The following is a 22660-nucleotide window of genomic DNA, read 5'->3' on the forward strand; positions in this document are numbered from 1 at the left end:
GGGGGCAATACGCAGGCGATTCGAAGACACCTGCTGCACCCCATCAGCCTAAGAACGCGCGCCTCGGCTCAACACCTGAATTTGCACCACACGCCCTAGTGCATTTGCACTCTACCGCTGCCCCTTCCCCCGCCACTCCCCGGAAAACAACCCACGCTCGCGCGCCCACACAATGGCCTCGCTGCGACTGTGTACATCGAGCTTGAAGTACACCGTCGCCACATGGTTGCGCACGGTGTTGGGCGCCAGTTTCAGGCGGGCGGCGATTTCCTTGTCGGCCAGGCCTTCGCAGATCAGCCCCAGCACATCGCGCTCGCGGGCGGTCAGGTCGGCGAAGGAGGCGTTGGGCAGTTTCGGTTTGTTGACGTTCTTAACGTTGGCCAGTTTTTCGATCAGCGTGCGGCTGAACCACGAGGCATCCTTCATCACTTCTTCGATGGCCGCCACCAGTTCCAGCTCAGTGCGCTTGCGCTCGGTGATGTCCATCAACACCAGCAGGTAGCAGGGTCGGTCCTGGATGTTCACGGTGTCGGCAGACACCGCGCAGTCGATCAGTTCACTGTCTTTCTTGCGCACGCTGACGTCGATGCGATCCAGGCTGCCGGCCTTTTCCAGTGCTGCGAACAATCGGGTGCGCGCGCCCTTGTCGTGGATGAAGTCGACTTCGGCCAGGGTCTTGCCGAGCAGTTCTTCACTGGGATAAGCCAGGGTTTCGAGGAAGGCTTCATTGACGTCCAGCACCACCTGGTCGGCGGCGCTGCACACCACGATGGGGACGGGAGTCAGGCGATACGCCTTGGCGAAACGTTCCTCGCTCTGGCGCAGGGCGATTTCAGCCTTGCGTCGAGGTTCCATGTCGACGAAGGAGAACAGCATGCAATCCTCGTCGTTTAGCTCCAGGGGCTGGCCGGCCACGATCACCTGTTTGCTGCCGCCAGCGGGCAATCGCAGGTCGGCCTGCATCTGCGGAATGGTGGCGTGCTGGCGCAGGCGCTCGATCGCCAGGTCTTTGTTTTCGGCGTCTTCGAGCACGTCCAGTTCGTAGGCCGATGTGCCAATGACTTGCTCGCGCGAATAGCCGGTCATTTCCAGGAAGCCGGTGTTGACCTTGATGTAACGAAGATCACTGAGTCGGCAGATCACCGCCGGCGCCGGATTGGCATTGAAGGTTTTTTCGAAGCGTTGCTCGGCGCTGGCCCATTCGGTGACATCATCCATGATCAGTGCCAGCGACTCCGGTTCGTCTTGGCGGTCGGTCAGCACCATGCTGCGCACTTTATGCACCCAGGTGCGTTCCTCATCCCCGGTCGGCATCACTTCCACCAGCATATCGCTGAAGGTCTCGCCGCGCGCCACACGGTGGATCGGGTAGTTGTCGGGACTGATCACATGATTGTTGCGGTAACGCAGCGCGAAGCGCTTGGCGTACTCCTCGGCATTCGCCCCCAGCTCGCCGACCTCGGTGACGCCGTGCATGGCCAGCGCGGCGTCATTGGCCCAGAGGATGGTCTGATCCAGTTCCAGCAGGATCACGCCATCGGACAGACCGGCGATGATCTGCTGCAACTGACGGCGATTGGTTTCGGTCGTGAGGACGTCCTGGCTCATTGGCTCTCCACAATGTTGCGCGCCCGACAAATGGCGCTCTGTGAAGATTCCGACCGCAGCGTTCAGTGATCGTGCGGTTGCATGTGCCGCCAGGCCTGCACCGGCGAAACCGACAGTTTGCTGGCCGCCGTTTTCGACCTCACGCCTGCAACGCAAGGAACTCGAAACCCACCTTCTCCGCGATGCCGTCGGCCTCGAGCCACACGGTGAACGGCGCGGCGGTGTCGGCTGGGTCGAAAGTCACTCGCCACCAAATATCCAGATTTTCGATCACCTGCGGCTCTACGGGAAACACCGCGGGAACATCCTGTTCGCCCGTCACCGTTAACGTTATTTTCTTACCGAACAGGCCCTTCCCAACAGGAAACAAATGAAAGCCGAGGGTTTTATCGCGAGCAACGGCAACAATGCCGCGATGTGCGAAAAACCCATTGGTATTCGACGCTTGCAGATAAACTCTTGAGTTCGGGTACCAGGGATGATCAGCCTTATAGGTTTTGCAGGGAAAGACCAGCATTTCATCAACGCTGCGACTGTAAAGAACCAATGTAAAAGGTACGCCTGTATCTCGCGGGTTTATCGTGAACTCCAGTTTCCCCGCCTCTGGTATCACCCAGGTATCGGGATCCGGCGTGATCTCGACGTCAGCCCCGCCTTCCGCTACTCCCAGCCGAAACGAGCCCCACCTCGTGGGTATATTAAGGCTCAATTTATTGTCAAAGTTGTTCTGTAATAACAGTGGCGCATCTCGAGTTTGTCTGTTGTTGCCCATTTGCATCCAGACGTCTTTAAAAGGACTGTCTTCCTGCGTGACCTCGTTATTACTTGTCATAACCCACCTCTTGATGCTCAGAAATGAACTAATTCAGAGGGCTTTACTATTGGAGAAAATTGAACATACAACCACTGTCAGATATGACAGTTTATTAGATCAAAAATAGCGAGACGGGTAGCCTTTAATAATAAAAAAGCCACTCGAACCGGTCTCAAAAATGCGTAGCGGAACGCGAAATTTCTGCGCCATCAGGTCCGCTCACCCTGACGCCCTCTCTCAGGAAAATGATGGCGGCACTTTGCCAGAAATGGGTGCCCAGTCATCCTACAACTTCCAGTTGACATTCCCTGAAACACTCGCAAATAATCGCCGCCAATGTTGTACGACGACGTATAACAAAAAATAAAAACAACAAAAAACAAGGGAGCGTCACTGTGAGCAAACTCGCCCGCAATTCCTCTATCTGCACCCCCCGCCCTACCTTCGTCCGTCGCAATACCCTGAGCCTGATCGGTTGCAGCGGCCTGGCCATGCTCGCCCTGCCTGCCACCAGCAGCGCCGAAGGTTTTGTCGATGATGCCAAGGCCACGCTGAACCTGCGTAATGCCTACTTCAACCGCAACTACACCAACCCGGCCTACCCCCAGGGCAAGGCTGAGGAGTGGACGCAGAACTTCATCCTCGATGCCAAGTCCGGCTTCACGCCGGGACCGGTCGGTTTTGGCGTAGACGTGCTGGGCATGTACTCGCAGAAGCTCGACGGCGGCAAAGGCACCGGTGGTACGCAGTTGCTGCCGATCCACGACGATGGTCGCCCGGCGGACAATTTCGGCCGCCTGGGTGTGGCGCTCAAGGGCAAGGTGTCGAAGACCGAACTGAAAGTCGGCGAGTGGATGCCGGTGTTGCCGATCCTGCGCTCGGACGATGGCCGCTCGTTGCCACAGACCTTCCGTGGCGGTCAGGTGACCTCCAACGAAATCAACGGCTTGACGCTGTACGGCGGCCAGTTCCGGCAGAACAGCCCGCGCAACGATGCGAGCATGGAAGACATGTTCATGAACGGCAAATCGGCATCGTTCAGTTCCGACCGTTTCAACTTCGGCGGCGGTGAGTACGCGTTCAACGACAAGCGCACCCAGGTGGGTGTGTGGTACTCGGAACTCAAGGACATCTACCAACAGCAGTACTTCAACCTCAGCCACAGCCAGCCCATCGGCGACTGGACCCTGGGCGCCAACCTCGGCTACTTCATCGGCAAGGAAGACGGCAGCGCCCTGGCCGGTGACCTCGACAACAAAACCGCGTTCGCCATGCTCTCGGCCAAGTACGGCGGCAACACCTTCTATGTCGGCCTGCAGAAGCTGAGCGGCGATGACGTGTGGATGCGCGTCAACGGCACCAGCGGCGGCACCCTGGCCAACGACAGCTACAACTCCAGCTACGACAACGCCAAGGAACGCTCCTGGCAGCTGCGCCATGACTACAACTTCGTCGCCCTCGGCGTGCCCGGCCTGACCCTGATGAACCGCTACATCAGCGGTGACAACGTACACACCGGGACCATCACCGACGGCAAGGAATGGGGCCGCGAATCGGAACTGGCCTACACCGTGCAGAGCGGCCCGCTGAAGAACCTCAATGTGAAATGGCGTAATGCGAGCATTCGCAAGAACTTCAGCACCAACGAGTTCGACGAAAACCGGATTTTCATCAGCTATCCGATTTCGTTGCTCTAAGGCCGGGTTACATCCCCTGTAGGAGTGAGCATGCTCGCGATAGCGGCACAGACACCGCTGGGCACCAGACAGCCCGCGTCATCGTTAACGACCATCGCGGGCAAGCCCGCTCCCACAGAGGTACTGCGACACGTTCTGTAGGAGCGAGCTTGCTCGCGATGGTGGAACAGACATCGCTGGGCACCAGACAACCCGCGTCATCGTTAACGACCATCGCGAGCAAGCCCGCTCCCACAAGGGTACTGCGACGCTTTCTGTAGGAGCGAGCTTGCTCGCGATGGTGGCACAGGCGCCGCTGGGCATCAGAGAGCCAGCGTTATCGTTGACGACCATCGCGAGCAAGCCCGCTCCCACAGGGGTACTGCGACATTCTCTGTGGGAGCGAGCTTGCTCGCGATGGTGGCACAGGCGCCGCTGGGCATCAGACGGCCCGCGTTATCGTTGACGTCCATCGCGAGCAAGCTCGCTCCTACAGGGGTGGTGGCACAGGTGCCGTCGGGCACCAGACAGCCAGCGTTATCGTTGACGTCCATCGCGAGCAGGCTCGCTCCCACAGGGGGACTGCGACGCGCCCACAGCCAGCCGTCCAATTTTCACCAAAGTCGCGTTGACAAGAGCGGAAAACCCTAACGATACTCCGTGACGTCGTACGACAACCTACAACAAATTTAACAATGATTTTGCGTACAGGAACTGCCATGACCACCACGCCCAATGCCCCTTTCAATCGTCTCCTGCTGACCGGTGCTGCCGGTGGCCTGGGCAAAGTGTTGCGCGAAAGCCTTCGGCCGTACGCCAAGGTGATTCGCCTGTCCGACATCGCCAATATCGCCCCGGCCGTCGATGAGCGCGAAGAGGTGGTGACCTGCGACCTCGCCGACAAGCAGGCCGTGCATCACCTGGTCGAAGGCGTGGACGCGATCCTGCACTTTGGCGGCGTGTCCACCGAGCACTCGTTCGAAGACATCCTCGGCGCCAACATCTGCGGCGTGTTCCACATCTACGAAGCGGCGCGCCGGCATGGCGTCAAGCGCATCATTTTCGCCAGCTCCAACCACGTCATCGGCTTCTACAAGCAGGACGAAGTCATCGACGCCCGCTCCCCACGCCGCCCGGACAGCTACTACGGCCTGTCGAAATCCTACGGCGAAGACGTGGCGACCTTTTACTTCGATCGCTACGGCATCGAAACCGTGAGCATCCGCATCGGCTCCTCGTTCCCGGAACCGCAGAACCGCCGAATGATGAGCACCTGGTTGAGCTTCGGCGACCTGACCCACCTGATCGAACGCTCCCTGTACGCGCCAAACGTCGGCCACACCGTGGTCTACGGCGCCTCCGACAACAAGAACGTGTGGTGGGACAACCGCTACGCCACCGCCCTGGGTTACGCGCCCCAGGACACGTCCGAAGTGTTCCGCGACAAGGTCGAAGCACAGCCGATGCCCGCCGCCGATGACCCGGCGATGGTTTACCAGGGCGGTGCCTTCGTTGCCGCCGGCCCGTTCGGCGACTGAACCACCCTGCTGCACCGGATCCCATAACAATAACCAAGGGAATGAGGCGCCATGCAAGCCGAAATGATTGTCGATGCCCGCAATGCGGTCGGTGAAAGCCCGGTCTGGGTGCCTGAGGAAAACGCCCTTTATTGGGTGGATATTCCGGCAGGCGCCCTGCACCGCTGGAGCGCCGACAGTGGCCGGCTCGACAACTGGACCACCCCGGAAATGCTCGCCTGCATCACCCGCCACCGTGACGGCCATTGGGTGGCCGGCATGGAAAGCGGCTTTTTCAGCCTGCACCCCCACGCCGACGGCAGCATCGACAGCCAGTTGCTGGCTCACATCGACCACGCCCGCACCGACATGCGCCTCAACGACGGTCGTTGCGATCGTCAGGGGCGCTTCTGGGCCGGCAGCATGGTGCTGAACATGGGCGCCAACGCGGTCGAAGGCAAACTGTATCGCTACAGCGCCGGGCAGCGCGGGCCGCTCAACGCGCAACTGGACGGTTTCATCGTGCCCAACGGCCTCGGTTTCAGCCCCGATGGCCGCACGATGTACCTCTCCGACTCCCATCCGCTGGTGCAGCGGATCTGGGCTTTCGATTACGACACCGACAGTGGCACGCCGTCCAACCGGCGGCTGTTCGTCGACATGAAACCGCTGCCCGGTCGCCCTGATGGCGCTGCCGTCGACGCCGAAGGCTGCTACTGGATCTGCGCCAACGACGCCGGGCTGATCCACCGTTTCACCCCCGACGGTCGTCTGGACCGTTCACTCAGCGTGCCGGTGAAAAAACCGAGCATGTGCGCCTTCGGCGGCAGTCGACTGGACACGCTTTTCGTGACCTCGATCCGCCCCGGCGATGACCACGACCCGCAATCGCTGGCCGGCGGCGTGTTCGCCCTCGATCCCGGCGTCAAGGGCCTGGCCGAAGCCCTCTTCACCCCCTAGCAACTCCGCTGTATCGCTGTGCCTTGAATACAAAAAAAATAACAAACTGGAGACACCCCCAATGGACTTCAAACGCACTCTGCTCGCCGCTGCACTCCCCTTCGCCTTCTCCCTCAGCAGCGCCGTGCAGGCGCTGGAAATCAAATTCGCCGACATCCACCCCGCTGGTTACCCCACCGTGGTGGCGGAAGAGCAACTGGGTAAAACCCTGGTCGCCGAAAGTGACGGCAAGCTGACCTTCAAGATGTTCGCCGGTGGCGTACTCGGTTCCGAAAAGGAAGTGATCGAGCAGGCCCAGGTCGGCGCCATCCAGATGGCCCGGGTCAGCCTCGGCATCGTCGGCCCGGTGGTGCCCGACGTGAACGTGTTCAACATGCCGTTCGTGTTCCGCGACCAGGCGCACATGCGCGCGGTCATCGACGGCGAAGTCGGCGACGCGATCCTCGACAAGATCACCAACTCCGAATTCAACCTGGTCGCCCTGGCCTGGATGGACGGCGGTACCCGCAACATCTACACGAAAAAACCGGTACGTACCCTCGAAGACCTCAAGGGCATGAAGATCCGCGTGCAAGGCAACCCGATGTTCATCGAAACCATCAATGCCATGGGCGGTAACGGCATCGCGATGGACACCGGTGAAATCTTCAGTGCCCTGCAAACCGGCGTGATCGACGGCGCGGAAAACAACCCGCCGACCCTGCTCGAACACAACCACTACCAGAATGCCAAGTTCTACAGCCTGACCGGGCACCTGATCCTGCCTGAACCCATCGTGATGTCGAAGATCACCTGGGAAAAACTCACCCCCGAGCAACAGGCGCTGGTGAAGAAAACCGCCAAGGCCGCCCAGGCCCAGGAACGCGCCCTGTGGGATGCGAAATCCGCCAGCAGTGAAGAGAAACTCAAGGCGGCGGGTGTGGAGTTCATTACCGTCGACAAGAAACCGTTCTACGAGGCCACCGCCTCGATCCGCGAGAAGTACGGCGCGCCTTACGCCGACCTGATCAAGCGCATCGAAGCCGTCCAGTAACCCCTCGCCCTCATGAAAGGCCCGGCGCCGCGCACGTGGAAGAATGTGCGTGGGCGCCCGGTTACGGTGGAACCCGATGAAGAATCTAGTGCTGCGTTTCAACGACAGGCTGTACATGACCTGTATCTGGGTCGCGGGCCTGTCGGTCCTGGCTATTTCCCTGATCATCCCCTGGGGCGTTTTCGCCCGTTACGTGCTCGGCACCGGCTCCAGCTGGCCGGAGCCCACCGCGATCCTGCTGATGATGGTGTTCACCTTCATCGGTGCCGCCGCCAGTTACCGCGCCGGCGCGCACATGGCCGTGGCGATGCTCACCGACCGCATGGCCCCGAACATGCGCAAGACCATGAGCATCGTCTCCCAGCTGCTGATGGCGACCATCTGCCTGTTCATGGCCATCTGGGGCACCAAGCTGTGCATGTCCACCTGGAATCAGTTCATGAGCGCCCTGCCGACTTTGCGTGTGGGCATCACCTACATGCCGATTCCGGTAGGCGGCGTGCTGACGCTGATTTTTGTCCTGGAAAAACTCCTGCTCGGTGACCAGAGCAACCGTCGGGTCGTGCGTTTCGACCTCGTTGAAGAAAGCGAAGGTGCCGCCTGATGGACGCTCTGATTCTGATCGGCAGTTTTATCGCATTGATCCTGATCGGCATGCCGGTCGCCTATGCGCTGGGGCTTTCCGCCCTGATCGGGGCGTTCTGGATCGACATCCCGTTCCAGGCCCTGATGATCCAGGTGGCTGGTGGGGTGAACAAATTCTCCCTGCTGGCGATTCCGTTCTTCGTGTTGGCGGGCGCGATCATGGCCGAGGGTGGCATGTCGCGGCGGCTGGTGGCGTTTGCCGGGGTGCTGGTGGGTTTTGTGCGCGGCGGCCTGTCGCTGGTCAACATCATGGCCTCGACCTTTTTCGGCGCGATCTCCGGCTCTTCGGTGGCGGATACCGCTTCGGTGGGCTCGGTGCTGATCCCGGAAATGGAGAAGCGTGGCTACCCACGGGACTTCGCCACCGCCGTGACCGTCAGCGGTTCGGTGCAGGCGCTGTTGACCCCGCCGAGCCACAACTCGGTGCTCTACTCTTTGGCCGCTGGCGGCACGGTGTCGATTGCCTCGCTGTTCATGGCCGGCGTGGTGCCGGGCCTGTTGATGAGCGCGTGCCTGATGGTGCTGTGCCTGATCTTCGCGAAAAAGCGTGACTATCCGAAAGGCGAAGTCATTCCGATGCGCCAGGCGCTGAAGATCTGCGGCGAAGCGCTGTGGGGCCTGATGGCCATGGTGATCATCCTCGGCGGGATTCTCTCCGGGATTTTCACCGCCACCGAGTCGGCGGCGATTGCGGTGCTGTGGTCGTTCTTCGTGACCATGTTCATCTACCGCGACTACAAGTGGAGCGAGTTGCCGAAACTGATGCACCGCACCGTGCGCACGATCTCGATCGTGATGATCCTGATCGGCTTTGCCGCCAGCTTCGGCTACATCATGACGCTGATGCAGATCCCGGCGAAGATCACCACGATGTTCCTGACCCTGTCGGACAACCGCTACGTGATCCTGATGTGCATCAACGTCATGCTGCTGTTGCTCGGCACCGTGATGGACATGGCGCCGCTGATCCTGATCCTGACGCCGATCCTGATGCCGGTGATTCTCGGCATTGGCGTGGACCCGGTGCAGTTCGGCATGATCATGCTGGTGAACCTGGGGATCGGATTGATCACACCGCCCGTGGGCGCGGTGCTGTTCGTTGGCTCGGCCGTGGGCAAGGTCACCATCGAGCGCACCGTGAAGGCACTGCTGCCGTTCTACGCCGTGCTGTTCCTGGTGCTGATGGCCGTGACCTACATTCCGGCGCTGTCGCTGTGGCTGCCGCACCTGGTGTTGTAAACACCCCCCTGACCCGCAGGCGCCCGTGTGGCGCCTGCGGCATTTCTACCCGAGCCTATCGCGAGTCAACATGACGCCAACCCTGCTTGAACTCGAAGACCAATTCACCCACCTCACCCTCGCCCCGGAAATCGGTGGCAGCATCGTCAACTGGCGCGTGCTTGATAGCGGGCAGCCGCTGTTGCGCCACGCGGACACCCACGCACTCAACACCGGCCTGCCGGGCAAGCTCGGTTGCTTTCCCCTGGTGCCGTGGTCCAACCGCATTTCCGACGGTGGCTTCGACCGCCCCGATGGCTGGCTGGCGCTGGAGCCGAACAGCCATACCGACCCGTTGCCGATCCATGGCAGCGCCTGGCAACAGCCTTGGCAGGTGGTGTCGCAGTCGGCCTCGGAAGTGGTCTTGCAGCTGGACAGCGTCAAGCCTTTCGCCTACCGCGCCCGCCAGCGTTTTCAGTTGAGCGGTGGCAAGCTCAGCATCGAACTGCACGTCACCCACCTGGCCGAACGGGCGGCATGGCATGGCCTGGGCTTGCACCCTTACCTACCGCGCACGCCCGGTACGCGCTTGCAGGCCAGGGCCGATCAAGTGTGGTTGAGCGACGCCACGAAGTTGTCGACCCGCCAGGTGGCGTTGCCGGCCGAGTGGGATTTCCAGGCGCTGGGGGGCTTGCCCGACACCCTCGTCGACAATGGTTTCTGCGGCTGGGATGGTCGTTGCCTGATCCAGCAACCGGACCTCGGTTACCAGCTGGAATGCCAGGCCCATGGCAGCGAGTACTTCCTGCTGTATTGCCCCGTGGACCTGGGCTTCTTCTGCATCGAACCGGTGAGCCACCCGGTCAACGCCCACCACCTGCCGGGCCGCCCGGGGTTGGTGCTGTTGGAGCAAGACCAAAGCGTGGAGATGGCATTCACCCTGCAATACAAACCCCTGTATCTGTAGGAGCGAGCTTGCTCGCGATGGCGGTCAATCAATCACATCATCGGTGACTGACACTCCCTCATCGCGAGCAAGCTCGCTCCTACAGGTACTGCCCAACCCCTTGTGGAGCGAGCCTGCTCGCGATGGCGGTGAAACAGTCGCATCATCTGCGCCTGACACTCCCTCATCGCGAGCAGGCTCGCTCCCACAGTGTGGAGGCCAGACATTCGCGCTTAGCCCAACATCTGACTCAACACCGCCCGCAACTTCCCAGGCTTCACCGGTTTGTTCAGCAGCGGCGCATCGAGCCGTTGCAGGGAGCGCCGGCATTGGTCGGTGCGGTCGGCGGTGATGATCACCGCTGGAATCGCCAGCCTGAAATGCTCGCGCAAGTGGCGCACCACATCGCAGCCCACCACACCATGGTCGAGGTGGTAGTCGGCCAGGATCAACTCCGGCGCCCGCCCCTTCAACACCGCCAGGGCTGACTCTTCATCGGTGGCAACAACCACCTCGCAACCCCACTCGCCCAGCAAGGCGCTCATGCTTTGCAGGATCGCCACTTCATTGTCCAGCACCAGCAGGCGCCGGCCCGGCAGCGGGTTGCCGGTGGTCGGTTGCGGCGCGGCCTGGCTGATCGGCAACGGCACTTCCTGGGAAATCGGCACTTCGATGCTGAACATCGAGCCGCGTCCGGGCCGCGACTGCACGTGAACGCGGTAGTCGAGGATCTTGGCGATGCGCTCGACGATGGCCAGTCCCAACCCCACGCCCTTGCGGTCGGCGGCACGGCCGACATCCAGCTGATTGAATTCGAGAAAGATCGAGTCGAGGCGATCCGCCGGAATGCCGCGCCCGGTGTCCCACACCTCCAGGCGCAGGTACTCACCGCGCCTGCGCGCCGCCAACAGGATGCTGCCCTGTTCGGTGTAGCGGCAGGCGTTGCTGAGGAAGTTGCGCAGGATGCGCGTCACCAGGCGCAGGTCGGTACGAATGGCGTAATCGCCCATGTGCACGCGCAGGCCCAGGCCGGTGGCGGCCGCCACCGACTGGAACTCCGACACCAGCGGCCCGAGCAATTCGTCGAGGCGGTACAGCGCCACATCCGGCTTGACCGCCGCCTGGTCGAGCCGGGAAATGTCCAGCAGGTCGGTGAGCAGATCTTCCGCCCCCTCCAAGGCCTGATGGGTGCGCTCGACCAGCACTTGCTCGACCTCGGGCAATTTGCGCTCGCGCAAGGTCGAGATCAGCAAACGCGCAGCGTTGAGCGGTTGCAGCAGGTCGTGGCTGGCGGCGGCGAGGTATTTGTCCTTGCTGCGGTTGGCCGCTTCGGCCGCATCGCGGGCATCGCGCAGGGCTTCGGCGATCTGCTTGCGCTGGGTGATCTGCTGTTGCAGGTTGCGGTTGGCTTCGAGCAGCTCGTCGGTGCGCGCCGTCACCCGCTGTTCCAGTTCGTCGTTGAGTTGTTGCAGGCGTTGCTGGGCCAGCTTGCGTTCGGTGATGTCGGCGACGAAGCCTTCCACCAGGCCTTCTTCGCCGGGCTTGAGCAACAGGTTCATCAGCACATCGAGATGACTGCCGTCCTGGCGGCGCAACTGGGTTTCGTAGCCGTGCAGGCTGCCCTGCTGGCGCAGGATCTCACCGATGTTCTCCAGTTCCTCGGCCCCCCCGACGAACAGGTTGCTCGCCAGGTCCGCCAGGGAAAACAGCACCTGCTGCGGGTTCTGGTAACCGAGCATGCGCGCCATGGCCGGGTTGGCCGCGCGCATGCCCTGCTCCAGGCTGGCCTGGAAAATCCCGTGCACGGCGTTCTCGAACAGCCATTTGTAACGGTTGCGCTCGGCTTCCAGCTCATCCAGGCGCGCGGCGAGTTCCGGGTAGTGGCTCTTGCGCGCCGAATGGCTGCCCAGGCCCAGCAGCCCCGCGAGCGCGCGTTGCTGGTCGTCAGAGGGCTTCGCCATACACGACCTCGACGTCACGCTGGCTCGACTCGCGCGGGTTGGTCAGGATGCACGGGTCGTCCATGGCGTGTTGCGACAGGAACGGGATGTCCGCGGTGCTGACCCCATGCAGGCCGAGGGTTTCATGAAAGCCGATGGCGTGCTTGAGGGCGATCAGGTGTTCCACCAGGCGCCCGCAGATCTGCCGGTGATTGAGGCCACGGCAGTCGATACCGAACGTCTCGGCGATCACCTTGAAACGCTCCGGCGCCGAGCTGTAGTTGAACGCCACCACGTGCTCGACCAGCACCGCGTTGCACAGGCCATGGGGCAAGTCGAGGAACCCGCCCAGGCTGTGGGACATCGCATGCACCGCGCCGAGAATCGCGTTGGAGAACGCCAGCCCGGCTTGCATGCTGCCCAACATGATCTTCTCGCGCAGGGCGATGTCAGCCGGGTTGGCGATCATCTGCACCAGGTTGCCGTTGATCAGGCGCATCGCCTCCAGCGCATGGGGGTCGGTCAGCGGCCCGTGGCCGGTGGAAACGAACGCCTCGATGGCATGCACCAGCGCGTCGATGCCGGTACAGGCGGACAGGAACGGGTCCATGCTCAGGGTGGTTTCCGGGTCGATCAGCGACACGTCCGGCACCACCGCCTTGCTGACGATGGAAAACTTCATGCGTTCCTGCTGGTTGGAGATGATCACGAACTGCGAAACGTCCGCCGAGGTGCCGGCGGTGGTCGGGATCAGGATCAGCGGCGGGCTGGGCACGCGGATGGTGTCGACGCCCTCGAACTCGAGGATGCTGCGCCCATGGGCGACGACGATGCCGATGCCCTTGCCGCAATCCATCGGGCTGCCACCGCCGACGGCGACGATCACGTCGCAATGGTTCTCGCGGTAGATTTCGGCACCGAGCATGACTTCCTCGACCCTGGGGTTGGGCGACACGTCGATGTACAGGCAGTAGTCGATACCAATCGCCTGCAAACTGGCCTCGACATCGGCCACCCACCCGGCGGCGATCACCCCGGGGTCGCTGACGATCAACACCTTGCGCGCGCCAAAGGTCTTGGCGTAATTGCCCACATTGTGCCGGCAACCGGCACCGAAGATGATTTCCGGCGAAACGAATTTACGCAGCTGGCTGAGACTCTGGCTCATTGGAAAGCCTGTTTTTTATTGTTTTGGAAGATAGAGCCACGGTAACCGATATTGCGGTGAATGCAATCAGACCAATGATTGCCATGACAGGTAGTTGAACCCACCACGACACCCTGTGGGAGCGAGCCTGCTCGCGATAAGGTCAGCCCAAACACATGCAGTGTCTGATCCGGCCATATCGCGAGCAGGCTCGCTCCCACAAAAGGCATCCAAAGAGCTTGGGCCGATGCACTAACCGCGATAGATCAGCCGCGACGCCTTCTCATTGCGCAACGTCAGCTGCTCCACCCCCAACCCCGGCGCCTCGGCCTCCTCCCGGGCCTTGAGGATCACCCCATGGTGAGGCGACTTGGCGCACACCGGGTCGGCGTTTTCGGCATCCCCCGTAAGCATGAACGCCTGGCAGCGGCAGCCACCCAGATCCTTGTGTTTTTCGTCGCAGGAGCGGCAAGGCTCCTTCATCCAGGCATCGCCACGAAAGCGGTTGAAGCCGAACGACTCGTTCCAGATGTGCTCGATGCTGTGCTCACGCACGTTGGGGAACTGCACCGGCAATTGCCGGGCGCTGTGGCACGGCAGCGCGGTGCCGTCCGGGGTGATGTCGAGAAACAAATTGGCCCAGCCATTCATGCAGGTTTTCGGGCGTTCCTCGTAGTAGTCGGGCGTGACGAAGATCAGTTTGCACGGGTGCCCCTCGGTCTCCAGGCGCTGGCGATACTCATTGGTGACCCGTTCGGCGCGCTGCAATTGCTCGCGAGTCGGCAGCAGGCCGACGCGATTGAGTTCGGCCCAGCCGTAGAACTGGCAGGTGGCCAATTCGACGAAATCCGCTTCCAGTTCCAGGCACAGCTCGATGATGCGCTCGATCTGATTGATGTTGTGCCGATGGGTGACGAAGTTCAGCACCATGGGATAACCCTGGGCCTTCACCGCACGGGCCATGGCCAGCTTCTGCGCGAATGCCTTGCGCGAGCCGGCGAGCATGTTGTTGACCGTCTCGTCGGCGGCCTGGAAGCTGATCTGGATATGGTCGAGCCCCGCCACCTTGAAATCAGCGATCTTCGCTTCGCTAAGACCGATGCCCGAGGTGATCAGGTTGGTGTAGTAGCCCATGTCACGGGCGGCCTTGATCAGCTCGGCCAGGTCCTGGCGCACCAGCGGCTCGCCACCGGAAAAGCCCAGTTGCGCAGCGCCCATCGCCCGCGCCTCGGTGAACACGCGAATCCATTCCTCGGTGCTCAACTCCGCGCCCTGCCCGGCGAAGTCCAGCGGGTTGGAGCAATACGGGCATTGCAGCGGGCAGCGATAGGTCAGCTCGGCCAGCAACCACAGCGGCGGGCCCGGCAGCGTTTCACTCGATCCAGAACTGCGCATGGGCCACCTCCAGGAACGCCAGCACGTCTTCGTCGATGCCCGGCACGCCGGGGTGAGCCGTCGTCAGCAGCTCGATGATCGCCGCGACGCTGCGCTGGCCGTCCACCAGGCCGAGGATCTGCCCGGCGCTGCCGTTGAGCTTGATCATGCCCTCGGGGTACAGCAACACATGGCAATCCTGGCGCGGCTCCCATTGCAGGCGAAAACCGCGGCGCAAGCTCGGCGCCTGCGTACGATTGACCGGATTCACAGGGCAATCCCCCGATGCCAGACATTGTCCTGGGTCACGCTGTGATACGGCGGGCGATGCAGCTCGTAAGCCATGCTCATGGCGTCGAGCATGCTCCACAGCACGTCGAGCTTGAATTGCAGGATGTCGAGCATGCGCTGCTGGCCGGAGGCGGTGACGTAGTGCGCCAGGGTAATGCGCAAGCCATGCTCGACATCGCGCCGCGCCTGGCCCAGGCGGGTGCGGAAATAGTCGTAGCCGGCGGCGTCGATCCACGGGTAATGGGTGGGCCAGGCATCCAGCCGAGACTGGTGGATCTGCGGGGCGAACAGCTCGGTCAGGGAGCTGCTGGCCGCTTCCTGCCAGCAGGCGCGCCGGGCGAAATTGACGTAGGCATCCACGGCGAAACGCACGCCGGGCAACACCAGTTCCTGGGACAGGATCTGCTCGCGGTCCAGGCCCACCGCCTCGCCCAGGCGCAGCCAGGCCTCGATGCCGCCCTCGCTGCCGGGAGCGCCGTCGTGGTCGAGGATCCGTTGCAACCATTCGCGGCGCACGTCGCGGTCGGGGCAGTTGGCGAGGATGGCGGCGTCTTTCAGGGGGATGTTGACCTGGTAGTAGAAGCGGTTGGCGACCCAGCCCTGGATCTGTTCGCGGGTGGCGCGGCCGGCGTACATCGCCTGATGGAAGGGATGGTGGATGTGGTAGTAGGCGCCCTTGGCGCGCAGGGCTTGTTCGAATTGGGTGGGGGTCATGGGCATTGTGTTTTTCCTGTTGTTTTTGTTGTTGTCTGGGCGGGCCCCATCGCGAGCAAGCTCGCTCCTACAGAGGTATCACCGCCCCTGTAGGAGCGGGCTTGCCCGCGATGAGGCCGGCAGCTACAACACAATACTCATCCCGTCATAAGCCACCTCGATCCCACGCCGCTCCAACAAAGCCCGCTCCGCCGAGTCCTCATCCAGGATCGGGTTGGTGTTGTTGATGTGAATCAGCACCTTGCGCTGGCGGGGAAAGTCCGCCAGCAGCTCCAGCATCCCGCCCGGCCCGCTTTGCGGCAGGTGGCCCATTTCGCGGCCCAGGCTGTGGCCGACGCCGCACACCTGCATCTCGTCGTCGCGCCACAGGGTGCCGTCCAGCAGCAGGCAATCGGCGCGGTCCATCCAGCTCGCCACGTCGTCATCGACCTGGCCCAGGCCCGGGGCGTAGAACACCGCCGCGCCAGAGCGTTGGTCTTCGATGAACAGGCCGATGGTGTCGCCCGGCTGCGGGTTGCCGCGGTTGGGCGAGTACGGCGGTGCGTTGCTGACCAGCGGAATCGCCCGCAGGCGCAGGTGTTCGCAAGCCGGGATGTGGAAAGGCTCGCGGTCCAGTCCGATCGGTTGCCAGTGCAGGCCGCCGCTCCAGTGTTCGAGCATGGGAAACAGGGGGAAGCCGCTGCTCAGGTCTGCGTGAACTCGCTCGGTGCACCACACCGAGTGCGGGCAACCTTCGCGCAGGCTCAAGAGGCCAGTGCAATGGTCGATCTGGCTGTCCATCAGCAGCACGCCGGCAATCGCCGTATCGCGCAGGCGGCGTGCCGGTTGCAGCGGCGCGAAAGCGGCCAGTTGCGCGCGAATGTCCGGGGAGGCATTGCACAGCAGCCAGTTCACCCCGTTGTCGCTCAAGGCAATCGAGGACTGCGTGCGCGCCTGTGTGCGCAGGCTGCCGTTGCGCACGCCGCAGCATTGCCGGCAATTGCAGTTCCACTGCGGAAAACCACCGCCAGCGGCGGAACCGAGAACGCGGATGTGCATGGCAATGCTCCACAAGGCAGGCCCGGCCAACACAGGCGGCTGGCCGGGTGATGGATCAGCGGTTGGCGAAATACATCGTCACTTCGAAGCCAATGCGCAGGTCGGTAAACGCGGGTTTAGTCCACATGGGTCAATCCTCTTCTTGTGCCGGGCAATTCCGGTAAGGCCATTAATGCACGGGGCGTGCGGGGGTCGAATGCTACTTTCGAACGAAGGGGTGGGGTGCGTTGGTAGGGGGTGATCAATCTGATAAAAACACAATACCCACTGTAGGAGCGGGCTTGCCCGCGATGGCGGTGTGTCAGCCACATCATCGGCGACTGATACACCCTCATCGCGGGCAAGCCCGCTCCTACAGAGGATTGTGTTTGCTTCAGAGGGTTAGAAAAACCCCAACGGATTGATGTCGTAGCTCACCAGCAGATTCTTGGTCTGCTGATAGTGGTCGAGCATCATCTTGTGGTTTTCACGCCCGACACCGGACTTCTTGTAGCCACCGAACGCGGCGTGGGCCGGGTACAGGTGGTAGCAGTTGGTCCACACGCGGCCGGCCTTGATCGCCCGGCCCATGCGGTAGGCGCGGTTGATGTCGCGGGTCCACAGGCCGGCGCCGAGGCCGAACTCGGTGTCGTTGGCGATGGCCAGGGCTTCGGCTTCGTCCTTGAAGGTGGTGACGCCCACCACCGGGCCGAAGATTTCTTCCTGGAACACGCGCATTTTGTTGGTGCCCTTGAGCAGGGTCGGCTGGATGTAGTAACCGCTGGACAGGTCACCCTCCAGGCGTTCGGCCGCACCGCCGGTGAGCAGCTCGGCGCCCTCCTCCTGGGCAATGGCCAGGTACGAGAGGATCTTGTCGTATTGCTGCTCGGAGGCCTGGGCGCCGACCATGGTGTCGGTGTCCAGCGGGTCGCCGCGCTTGATCTTGACGATCTTCTTCATCACCTCGGCCATGAACGGCTCGTAGATCGACTCCTGCACCAGGGCGCGCGATGGGCAGGTGCAGACCTCGCCCTGGTTGAAGAACGCCAGCACCAGGCCTTCGGCGGCTTTTTCGATGAACGCGGGCTCTGCCTTCATGATGTCTTCGAAGAAGATATTCGGCGATTTGCCGCCCAGCTCGACGGTGCTCGGGATGATGTTCTCGGCGGCGCAATGCAGGATATGCGCGCCGACCGGGGTGGAGCCGGTGAAGGCGATCTTGGCGATGCGCTTGCTGGTGGCCAGCGCTTCACCGGCTTCGCGACCGAAGCCCTGGACGATGTTCAGCACGCCGGCCGGCAGCAGGTCGGCGATCAGTTCGGCGAAGACCATGATCGACAGCGGCGTCTGCTCGGCCGGCTTGAGCACGATGCAGTTGCCGGCGGCCAGGGCTGGCGCGAGTTTCCAGGCGGCCATCAGCAGCGGGAAGTTCCACGGGATGATCTGCCCGACAACACCCAGCGGTTCGTGGAAATGGTAGGCGGTGGTCAGTTCGTTGATCTCGGCGGCGCCGCCCTCCTGGGCGCGGATGCAGCCGGCGAAGTAACGGAAGTGGTCGGCGGCCAGCGGCACGTCGGCGTTGAGGGTTTCGCGCACGGCCTTGCCGTTGTCCCAGGTTTCGGTGACGGCGAGGATTTCCAGGTTCTGCTCGATACGGTCGGCGATTTTCAGCAGCACCAACGAGCGGTCCTGGGCCGAGGTCTTGCCCCAGGCATCGGCTGCGGCGTGGGCGGCGTCCAGGGCCTTGTCGATGTCGGCGGCGCTGGAGCGCGGGAATTCGGCGATCACTTCACCGTTGACCGGCGAGGTGTTGGTGAAGTACTCGCCCCCCACCGGCGCCACGAACTCGCCGCCGATGAAGTTGCCGTAGCGCGCCTTGAAGGAAACGACGGCACCAGGTGTTCCGGGTTGTGCGTAGATCATGCTGAGCCTCTGTCTGGGTCGATGCCCGTCGGTTCGACAGGCGATGCACCGATAGTAGAGAGCCCCGCCGGCCAGACGAATGCGCCGTTGGCAGGAGGGGCTCTCGTTATTTGGTAGTAGGAGCGAGCTTGCTCGCGATGAGGGTGTGTCAGTCACCGACTGATGTGACTGATGCACCGCCTTCGCGAGCAAGCCCGCTCCCACAAGGACGGCGCCGGACCTGTAGGAGCGAGCTTGCTCGCGATCGCGGTATGTCGGTCACATCATTGGCAACTGACACGCCCTCATCGCGAGCAAGCTCGCTCCTACAGGGATACGGCTTAGTGCTTGGCCACCAACTCCTTCGGCAACTTGAAGGTCCAGAGCATGCCGCCCTGGTTGAAGTCCTTCACGCGCTTGGCCACTTCGCCGCCCCACAGCGGCACCGCGCCGCCCCAGCCGGAGAGCACCGAGACGTATTGCTCGCCGTCCATTTCCCAGGTCACGGGCGAGCCCAGCACGCCGGAGCCGGTCTGGAATTCCCAGACCTTTTCCCCGGTCTTGGCATTGAACGCCTGCAGGAAACCTTCCGGCGTACCGGTGAACACCAGGTTGCCCTTGGTGGTCAGCACCCCGCCCCACAGCGGCGCGAAGTTCTTGTGGCGCCACACTTCCTTGCCGGTTTTCGGGTCGATGGCGCGCAGCACGCCGATGTAGTCTTCGTTCAGCGGCTTGATGGTGAAACCGGCCCCGAGGAACGCCGCGCCTTTCTTGTAGGCGATGCCTTCGTTCCAGATGTCCATGCCCCACTCGTTGGACGGCACGTAGAACAGCCCGGTGTCCTTGTTGTAGGCCATCGGCATCCAGTTCTTCGCACCGAGGAACGCCGGTGCGACGAACACCGAGCTGCCCTTGGCCTCACTGCCCGGCGCGCCCGGGCGGCTGGCCTCGTTGTAGATCGGCCGGCCATTCTTGTCCAGGCCCGTGGCCCAGGTGATCTTGTCGACGAAGGGGAAGCCGCGGATGAACTTGCCGTTGGTACGGTCGAGCACGTAGAAGAAGCCGTTACGGTCGGCGGTGGCCGCCGCTTTCACTTCCTTGCCGCCCTCGGTGTAGTTGAACGACACCAGCTCGTTGACGCCGTCGTAGTCCCAGCCGTCGTGCGGGGTGCTCTGGAAGTGCCACTTGATGGTGCCGTCATCCGGGTTGAGCGCCAGGCGCGAGGACGAGTAGAGGTTGTCGCCAGGGCGCAGGTGCGAGTTCCACGGCGCCGGGTTGCCGGTACCGAACAGCAGCAGGTTGGTTTCCGGGTCATAGTAGCCGCCCAGCCAAGGGGCCGCGCCGCCGGTCTTCCACAGGTCGCCCGGCCAGGTCTTGCCGGCTTCGCCGCCGGAGATGCCGTTCTCGATCGCCTTGCCGTCCTTGTACACGTAACCCATGTGGCCTTCCACGGTCGGACGGCTCCACAGCAGGTCACCGTTTTTCGGGTCGTAGGCTTCGATCTTGCCGACCACGCCGAACTCGCCGCCAGCCACCCCGGTGATCAGCTTGCCGTTGATCACCAGCGGCGCAGCGCTGATCGAGTAGCCTTCCTTGTGGTCGGCGACCTTCTTGCTCCACACCACCTTGCCGGTGTCCTTGTTCAGGGCCACGAGCTTGGCGTCCAGGGTGCCGAAGAACACCAGGTCACCGTACAGCGCCACGCCCCGGTTGATCACGTCGCAGCACGGGCGGATGTCATCGGGCAGACGCGCATCGTACTGCCAGAGCTTCTTGCCGCTGCGCGCATCCACGGCGAACACCCGCGAGTAGGAACCGGTCATGTACATCACGCCGTCCTTGATCACCGGCTGCGCCTGCTGACCGCGTTGTTTTTCCCCGCCGAAGGAAAACGCCCAGGCCGGGCGCAGGTCCTTGACGTTGTCGACGTTGAGGGTGTCGAGGGGGCTGTAGCGCTGACCCTGGACGCCCAGACCATTGGTGACGATCTGCTCCGGGTTCTTGGGGTCCTGGAGAATGTCCTGGTCACTGACGGCGGCCAGGGCCGTGCCGGACAGCAGCATGGCACTGAGCAGCGCACTCAGGACGAAGGGTTGGCGACGTGCGGGTTGGGTCATGGCGGCTACCTCTGCGGGTTTTTGTTATACCCGGGAAATTTTCCCGGTCTGGTGCAGATTCTTGGTCGCCGGGGGCCCTGCAACAATTGCCCGCAGTGTTGAGATTTGTAGTTCCTTGGTAGGGGGTGTGGGTGCTGGACTTACCCTGGCTCCACCCACTGTGGGAGCGAGCCTGCTCGCGATGAGGGCGTGTCAGTCGATGGTGATGTGACGGATACACCGCAATCGCGAGCAGGCTCGCTCCCACAGTGGACATCCAAGTGGCCGGGGGAATTACTGATCCACCCGCTTCATCCGCTCCCGCTCATACCGCGGATACAGATGGCTGACACTGCGGATCAGCTCATAACGACTCAAGCTGATAGCCGCAAAACGCTCGGGAATGGGGCTGCGGATCATCTCGGCCATATCGCTGCCATTGGCGGCGCCGTCGCGCATCAGCTGGTCGAGCCAGCCCAGGTAATCGCGCATCTGCTCGAAGGGTCCGGCATCGGTGGCCACGGGGCCGTGGCCGGGCACGATGAGGGTCCAGGGCAAGCCTTGCAGGGTGGCGATGTCCGCCAGCCACACCGCCAGCCCCGGACTGTTGGGCGTGGTCAGTGCCCGTTGGTAAAACACCAGATCGCCGGCGAAGAGCACGCCGGTCTTCTGGTCGAGAATAGCCAGATCCGCACCGGTATGCCCACCCAGGCCCAGCAGGCGCAGATCATGATTCCCAAAAGTTCGCACGCCTGGCTCAAGCACCTCGGTGGGCAACACCACTTCAGTGCCGCGCATCCAGTCGCCCACCAGCCGGTACATGTTCTCGGCCATGGCATCGCCCTGCTGGCGGAGCAACTCGGTGGTGCCGGCCAGCGCACCGATCAGCACGTCGCTGAACGCCTGGTTGCCCAGCACGTGGTCCGGGTGATGGTGGGTCAACAGTACTTCGATCACCGGTTTATCGCTGACCGTGGCAATCGCCTTGCGCATCGCTTCGCCGTAGCGCCGTGACGGCCCGGTGTCGATCACCACCACGCCGCGCTCGGTGACGATGAACGCGGTGTTGACGATGTTGCCGCCGTTGTCCTTGGCGAGGTTGTCGGTGCTGCCTTCCAGCAGCCAGGTATCTTCGGCGATCTGCCGGGGCACCAGGGTGTAGTCGAGATCGGCCAGGGCCGGCAGGCACACGCTCGCCAGCCAGAGCAGCATCCAGCGCATCGCACGCTCCTTAAGGTATCGCCGCATCGAACTCATTACCGCTGTTGTCGCGCAGCATCAGGCGCGTCTGCCCTGCCCCTTCGACGTCGAAGGCCAGGTTGGGGTTTTCGCTGACGGCGGGAAACAGCTCCAGGCGCGCCAGCACGCGGTCGTCCTCGGCGCGCAGTTCGGCGTGGTTGATGAAAAATTCCGGGATGCCGCTGACCAGGCCGTTGTCCATCGGGTGCGAGACCTGCACGCGCAGGCGATTGAACTCGCCACGCGGGTAGCGCCCGCCCAGCACCTGGCCCAGGCGCTCTTCCCACCCTGGCTCGGTGCGCACCACGCTCGGCGCCGTGCAACCGCCACCGGCGGCGTCGATCAGGGTCGAGCCGACGTGCCACAGGCCGTCGCGGGTCTGCACCGCGGCGCGCAACGGCGTCGCCTGCTCGATGCGGATGCGCAGCGACAGCCAGGGCAGCACACCGGCCTGCGGCTGGAAGTCGACGATCTTCAGCAACGGATTGAGCTCGGCCCAGGCGAGGATTCTTACCACCTGGCC

20 protein-coding genes are annotated in these 22660 nt (G+C 62.7%); 7 read left to right on the forward strand and 13 right to left on the reverse strand.

The annotated features are described in order from the left end of the window. Window positions 1-111: 111 nt before the first annotated feature. Together ABVN20_RS26180 and ABVN20_RS26185 are read right to left on the reverse strand one after the other, a co-directional pair. Window positions 112-1608, reverse strand: coding sequence for a PAS domain S-box protein (locus tag ABVN20_RS26180; protein WP_368558672.1), 1497 nt, complete (start codon window positions 1606-1608; stop codon window positions 112-114). A 139-nt stretch (window positions 1609-1747) separates the two neighbouring features. Then, on the reverse strand, window positions 1748-2440 hold the full coding sequence (locus tag ABVN20_RS26185; protein ID WP_368558673.1) for a hypothetical protein: 693 nt from the start codon (window positions 2438-2440) through the stop codon (window positions 1748-1750). 377 nt (window positions 2441-2817) lie between these two features. On the opposite strand from ABVN20_RS26185, the gene ABVN20_RS26190 reads away from it, so the two are divergent. From ABVN20_RS26190 to ABVN20_RS26220, 7 genes are all read left to right on the forward strand, one after another. Continuing rightward, the gene (locus ABVN20_RS26190; protein ID WP_368558674.1) at window positions 2818-4119 is read left to right on the forward strand and encodes an OprD family porin; all 1302 of its coding nucleotides are present in this window, start codon (window positions 2818-2820) and stop codon (window positions 4117-4119) included. A gap of 698 nt (window positions 4120-4817) precedes the next feature. Continuing rightward, the gene (locus tag ABVN20_RS26195; RefSeq protein ID WP_368558675.1) at window positions 4818-5636 is read left to right on the forward strand and encodes an NAD-dependent epimerase/dehydratase family protein; all 819 of its coding nucleotides are present in this window, start codon (window positions 4818-4820) and stop codon (window positions 5634-5636) included. A 51-nt stretch (window positions 5637-5687) separates the two neighbouring features. After that, a complete protein-coding gene (locus ABVN20_RS26200) occupies window positions 5688-6575 on the forward strand; it encodes an SMP-30/gluconolactonase/LRE family protein (protein WP_368558676.1) in 888 nt (295 codons plus the stop codon). 61 nt (window positions 6576-6636) lie between these two features. After that, complete coding sequence (locus tag ABVN20_RS26205; protein WP_368558677.1) at window positions 6637-7608, forward strand: TRAP transporter substrate-binding protein; 972 nt, start codon at window positions 6637-6639, stop codon at window positions 7606-7608. 76 nt (window positions 7609-7684) lie between these two features. Further along, window positions 7685-8212: a TRAP transporter small permease gene (locus tag ABVN20_RS26210; RefSeq protein ID WP_368558678.1), complete on the forward strand. Its 528-nt coding sequence runs from the start codon at window positions 7685-7687 to the stop codon at window positions 8210-8212. After that, window positions 8212-9492: a TRAP transporter large permease gene (locus ABVN20_RS26215; protein WP_368558679.1), complete on the forward strand. Its 1281-nt coding sequence runs from the start codon at window positions 8212-8214 to the stop codon at window positions 9490-9492. The genes ABVN20_RS26210 and ABVN20_RS26215 overlap by 1 nt, the downstream gene beginning before the upstream one ends. A gap of 70 nt (window positions 9493-9562) precedes the next feature. After that, on the forward strand, window positions 9563-10438 hold the full coding sequence (locus tag ABVN20_RS26220) for an aldose 1-epimerase (RefSeq protein ID WP_368558680.1): 876 nt from the start codon (window positions 9563-9565) through the stop codon (window positions 10436-10438). Between the two features lie 212 nt (window positions 10439-10650). Here ABVN20_RS26220 and ABVN20_RS26225 read toward each other — a convergent pair whose 3' ends face one another. The 11 genes from ABVN20_RS26225 to ABVN20_RS26275 form a co-directional block, all read right to left on the reverse strand. Next, window positions 10651-12378: a NahK/ErcS family hybrid sensor histidine kinase/response regulator gene (locus ABVN20_RS26225; protein WP_368558681.1), complete on the reverse strand. Its 1728-nt coding sequence runs from the start codon at window positions 12376-12378 to the stop codon at window positions 10651-10653. Further along, a complete protein-coding gene (gene ercA / locus ABVN20_RS26230) occupies window positions 12362-13525 on the reverse strand; it encodes an alcohol dehydrogenase-like regulatory protein ErcA (RefSeq protein ID WP_368558682.1) in 1164 nt (387 codons plus the stop codon). Before ercA ends, ABVN20_RS26225 begins: the two co-directional genes overlap by 17 nt. Window positions 13526-13756: 231 nt before the next feature. After that, window positions 13757-14899, reverse strand: a complete 1143-nt coding sequence (pqqE, locus tag ABVN20_RS26235; protein WP_368558683.1) for a pyrroloquinoline quinone biosynthesis protein PqqE — start codon at window positions 14897-14899, stop codon at window positions 13757-13759. Further along, a complete protein-coding gene (gene pqqD, locus ABVN20_RS26240) occupies window positions 14877-15149 on the reverse strand; it encodes a pyrroloquinoline quinone biosynthesis peptide chaperone PqqD (RefSeq protein WP_368558684.1) in 273 nt (90 codons plus the stop codon). The genes pqqE and pqqD overlap by 23 nt, the downstream gene beginning before the upstream one ends. After that, window positions 15146-15889: a pyrroloquinoline-quinone synthase PqqC gene (gene pqqC / locus ABVN20_RS26245; RefSeq protein WP_368558685.1), complete on the reverse strand. Its 744-nt coding sequence runs from the start codon at window positions 15887-15889 to the stop codon at window positions 15146-15148. The genes pqqD and pqqC overlap by 4 nt, the downstream gene beginning before the upstream one ends. Before the next feature lie 117 nt (window positions 15890-16006). Further along, window positions 16007-16921 (reverse strand): pyrroloquinoline quinone biosynthesis protein PqqB, encoded by a 915-nt coding sequence (gene pqqB, locus ABVN20_RS26250; RefSeq protein WP_368558686.1) that lies wholly within the window; start codon window positions 16919-16921, stop codon window positions 16007-16009. 55 nt (window positions 16922-16976) lie between these two features. Further along, complete coding sequence (gene pqqA, locus ABVN20_RS26255; protein ID WP_003253598.1) at window positions 16977-17048, reverse strand: pyrroloquinoline quinone precursor peptide PqqA; 72 nt, start codon at window positions 17046-17048, stop codon at window positions 16977-16979. 254 nt (window positions 17049-17302) lie between these two features. Further along, window positions 17303-18823 (reverse strand): aldehyde dehydrogenase family protein, encoded by a 1521-nt coding sequence (locus ABVN20_RS26260; RefSeq protein WP_368558687.1) that lies wholly within the window; start codon window positions 18821-18823, stop codon window positions 17303-17305. Window positions 18824-19143: 320 nt separating this feature from the next. Next, window positions 19144-20919 carry a PQQ-dependent methanol/ethanol family dehydrogenase gene (locus ABVN20_RS26265; protein ID WP_368558688.1) on the reverse strand — a complete coding sequence of 592 codons (1776 nt, stop codon included), beginning with the start codon at window positions 20917-20919 and terminating at the stop codon, window positions 19144-19146. A gap of 273 nt (window positions 20920-21192) precedes the next feature. Further along, window positions 21193-22119: a quinoprotein relay system zinc metallohydrolase 1 gene (locus tag ABVN20_RS26270; RefSeq protein WP_368558689.1), complete on the reverse strand. Its 927-nt coding sequence runs from the start codon at window positions 22117-22119 to the stop codon at window positions 21193-21195. Between the two features lie 10 nt (window positions 22120-22129). Then, window positions 22130-22660: quinoprotein dehydrogenase-associated SoxYZ-like carrier (locus ABVN20_RS26275; protein ID WP_368558690.1), on the reverse strand; the 531-nt coding region annotated here is incomplete at its 5' end.

Origin of the sequence: Pseudomonas sp. MYb118, assembly GCF_040947875.1 — a bacterium.
GTDB lineage: Bacteria > Pseudomonadota > Gammaproteobacteria > Pseudomonadales > Pseudomonadaceae > Aquipseudomonas.

Excerpts from the sequence above, each read along its gene's own strand:
- ABVN20_RS26180 (WP_368558672.1), bottom strand. The coding sequence starts at position 1,608 with ATGAGCCAGGACGTCCTCACGACCGAAACCAATCGCCGTCAGTTGCAG.
- ABVN20_RS26185 (WP_368558673.1), bottom strand. The coding sequence starts at position 2,440 with ATGACAAGTAATAACGAGGTCACGCAGGAAGACAGTCCTTTTAAAGAC.
- ABVN20_RS26195 (WP_368558675.1), top strand. The coding sequence starts at position 4,818 with ATGACCACCACGCCCAATGCCCCTTTCAATCGTCTCCTGCTGACCGGT.
- ABVN20_RS26200 (WP_368558676.1), top strand. The coding sequence starts at position 5,688 with ATGCAAGCCGAAATGATTGTCGATGCCCGCAATGCGGTCGGTGAAAGC.
- ABVN20_RS26205 (WP_368558677.1), top strand. The coding sequence starts at position 6,637 with ATGGACTTCAAACGCACTCTGCTCGCCGCTGCACTCCCCTTCGCCTTC.
- ABVN20_RS26210 (WP_368558678.1), top strand. The coding sequence starts at position 7,685 with ATGAAGAATCTAGTGCTGCGTTTCAACGACAGGCTGTACATGACCTGT.
- ABVN20_RS26215 (WP_368558679.1), top strand. The coding sequence starts at position 8,212 with ATGGACGCTCTGATTCTGATCGGCAGTTTTATCGCATTGATCCTGATC.
- ABVN20_RS26220 (WP_368558680.1), top strand. The coding sequence starts at position 9,563 with ATGACGCCAACCCTGCTTGAACTCGAAGACCAATTCACCCACCTCACC.
- ABVN20_RS26225 (WP_368558681.1), bottom strand. The coding sequence starts at position 12,378 with ATGGCGAAGCCCTCTGACGACCAGCAACGCGCGCTCGCGGGGCTGCTG.
- ercA (WP_368558682.1), bottom strand. The coding sequence starts at position 13,525 with ATGAGCCAGAGTCTCAGCCAGCTGCGTAAATTCGTTTCGCCGGAAATC.
- pqqE (WP_368558683.1), bottom strand. The coding sequence starts at position 14,899 with ATGCGCAGTTCTGGATCGAGTGAAACGCTGCCGGGCCCGCCGCTGTGG.
- pqqC (WP_368558685.1), bottom strand. The coding sequence starts at position 15,889 with ATGCCCATGACCCCCACCCAATTCGAACAAGCCCTGCGCGCCAAGGGC.
- pqqB (WP_368558686.1), bottom strand. The coding sequence starts at position 16,921 with ATGCACATCCGCGTTCTCGGTTCCGCCGCTGGCGGTGGTTTTCCGCAG.
- ABVN20_RS26260 (WP_368558687.1), bottom strand. The coding sequence starts at position 18,823 with ATGATCTACGCACAACCCGGAACACCTGGTGCCGTCGTTTCCTTCAAG.
- ABVN20_RS26265 (WP_368558688.1), bottom strand. The coding sequence starts at position 20,919 with ATGACCCAACCCGCACGTCGCCAACCCTTCGTCCTGAGTGCGCTGCTC.
- ABVN20_RS26270 (WP_368558689.1), bottom strand. The coding sequence starts at position 22,119 with ATGCGCTGGATGCTGCTCTGGCTGGCGAGCGTGTGCCTGCCGGCCCTG.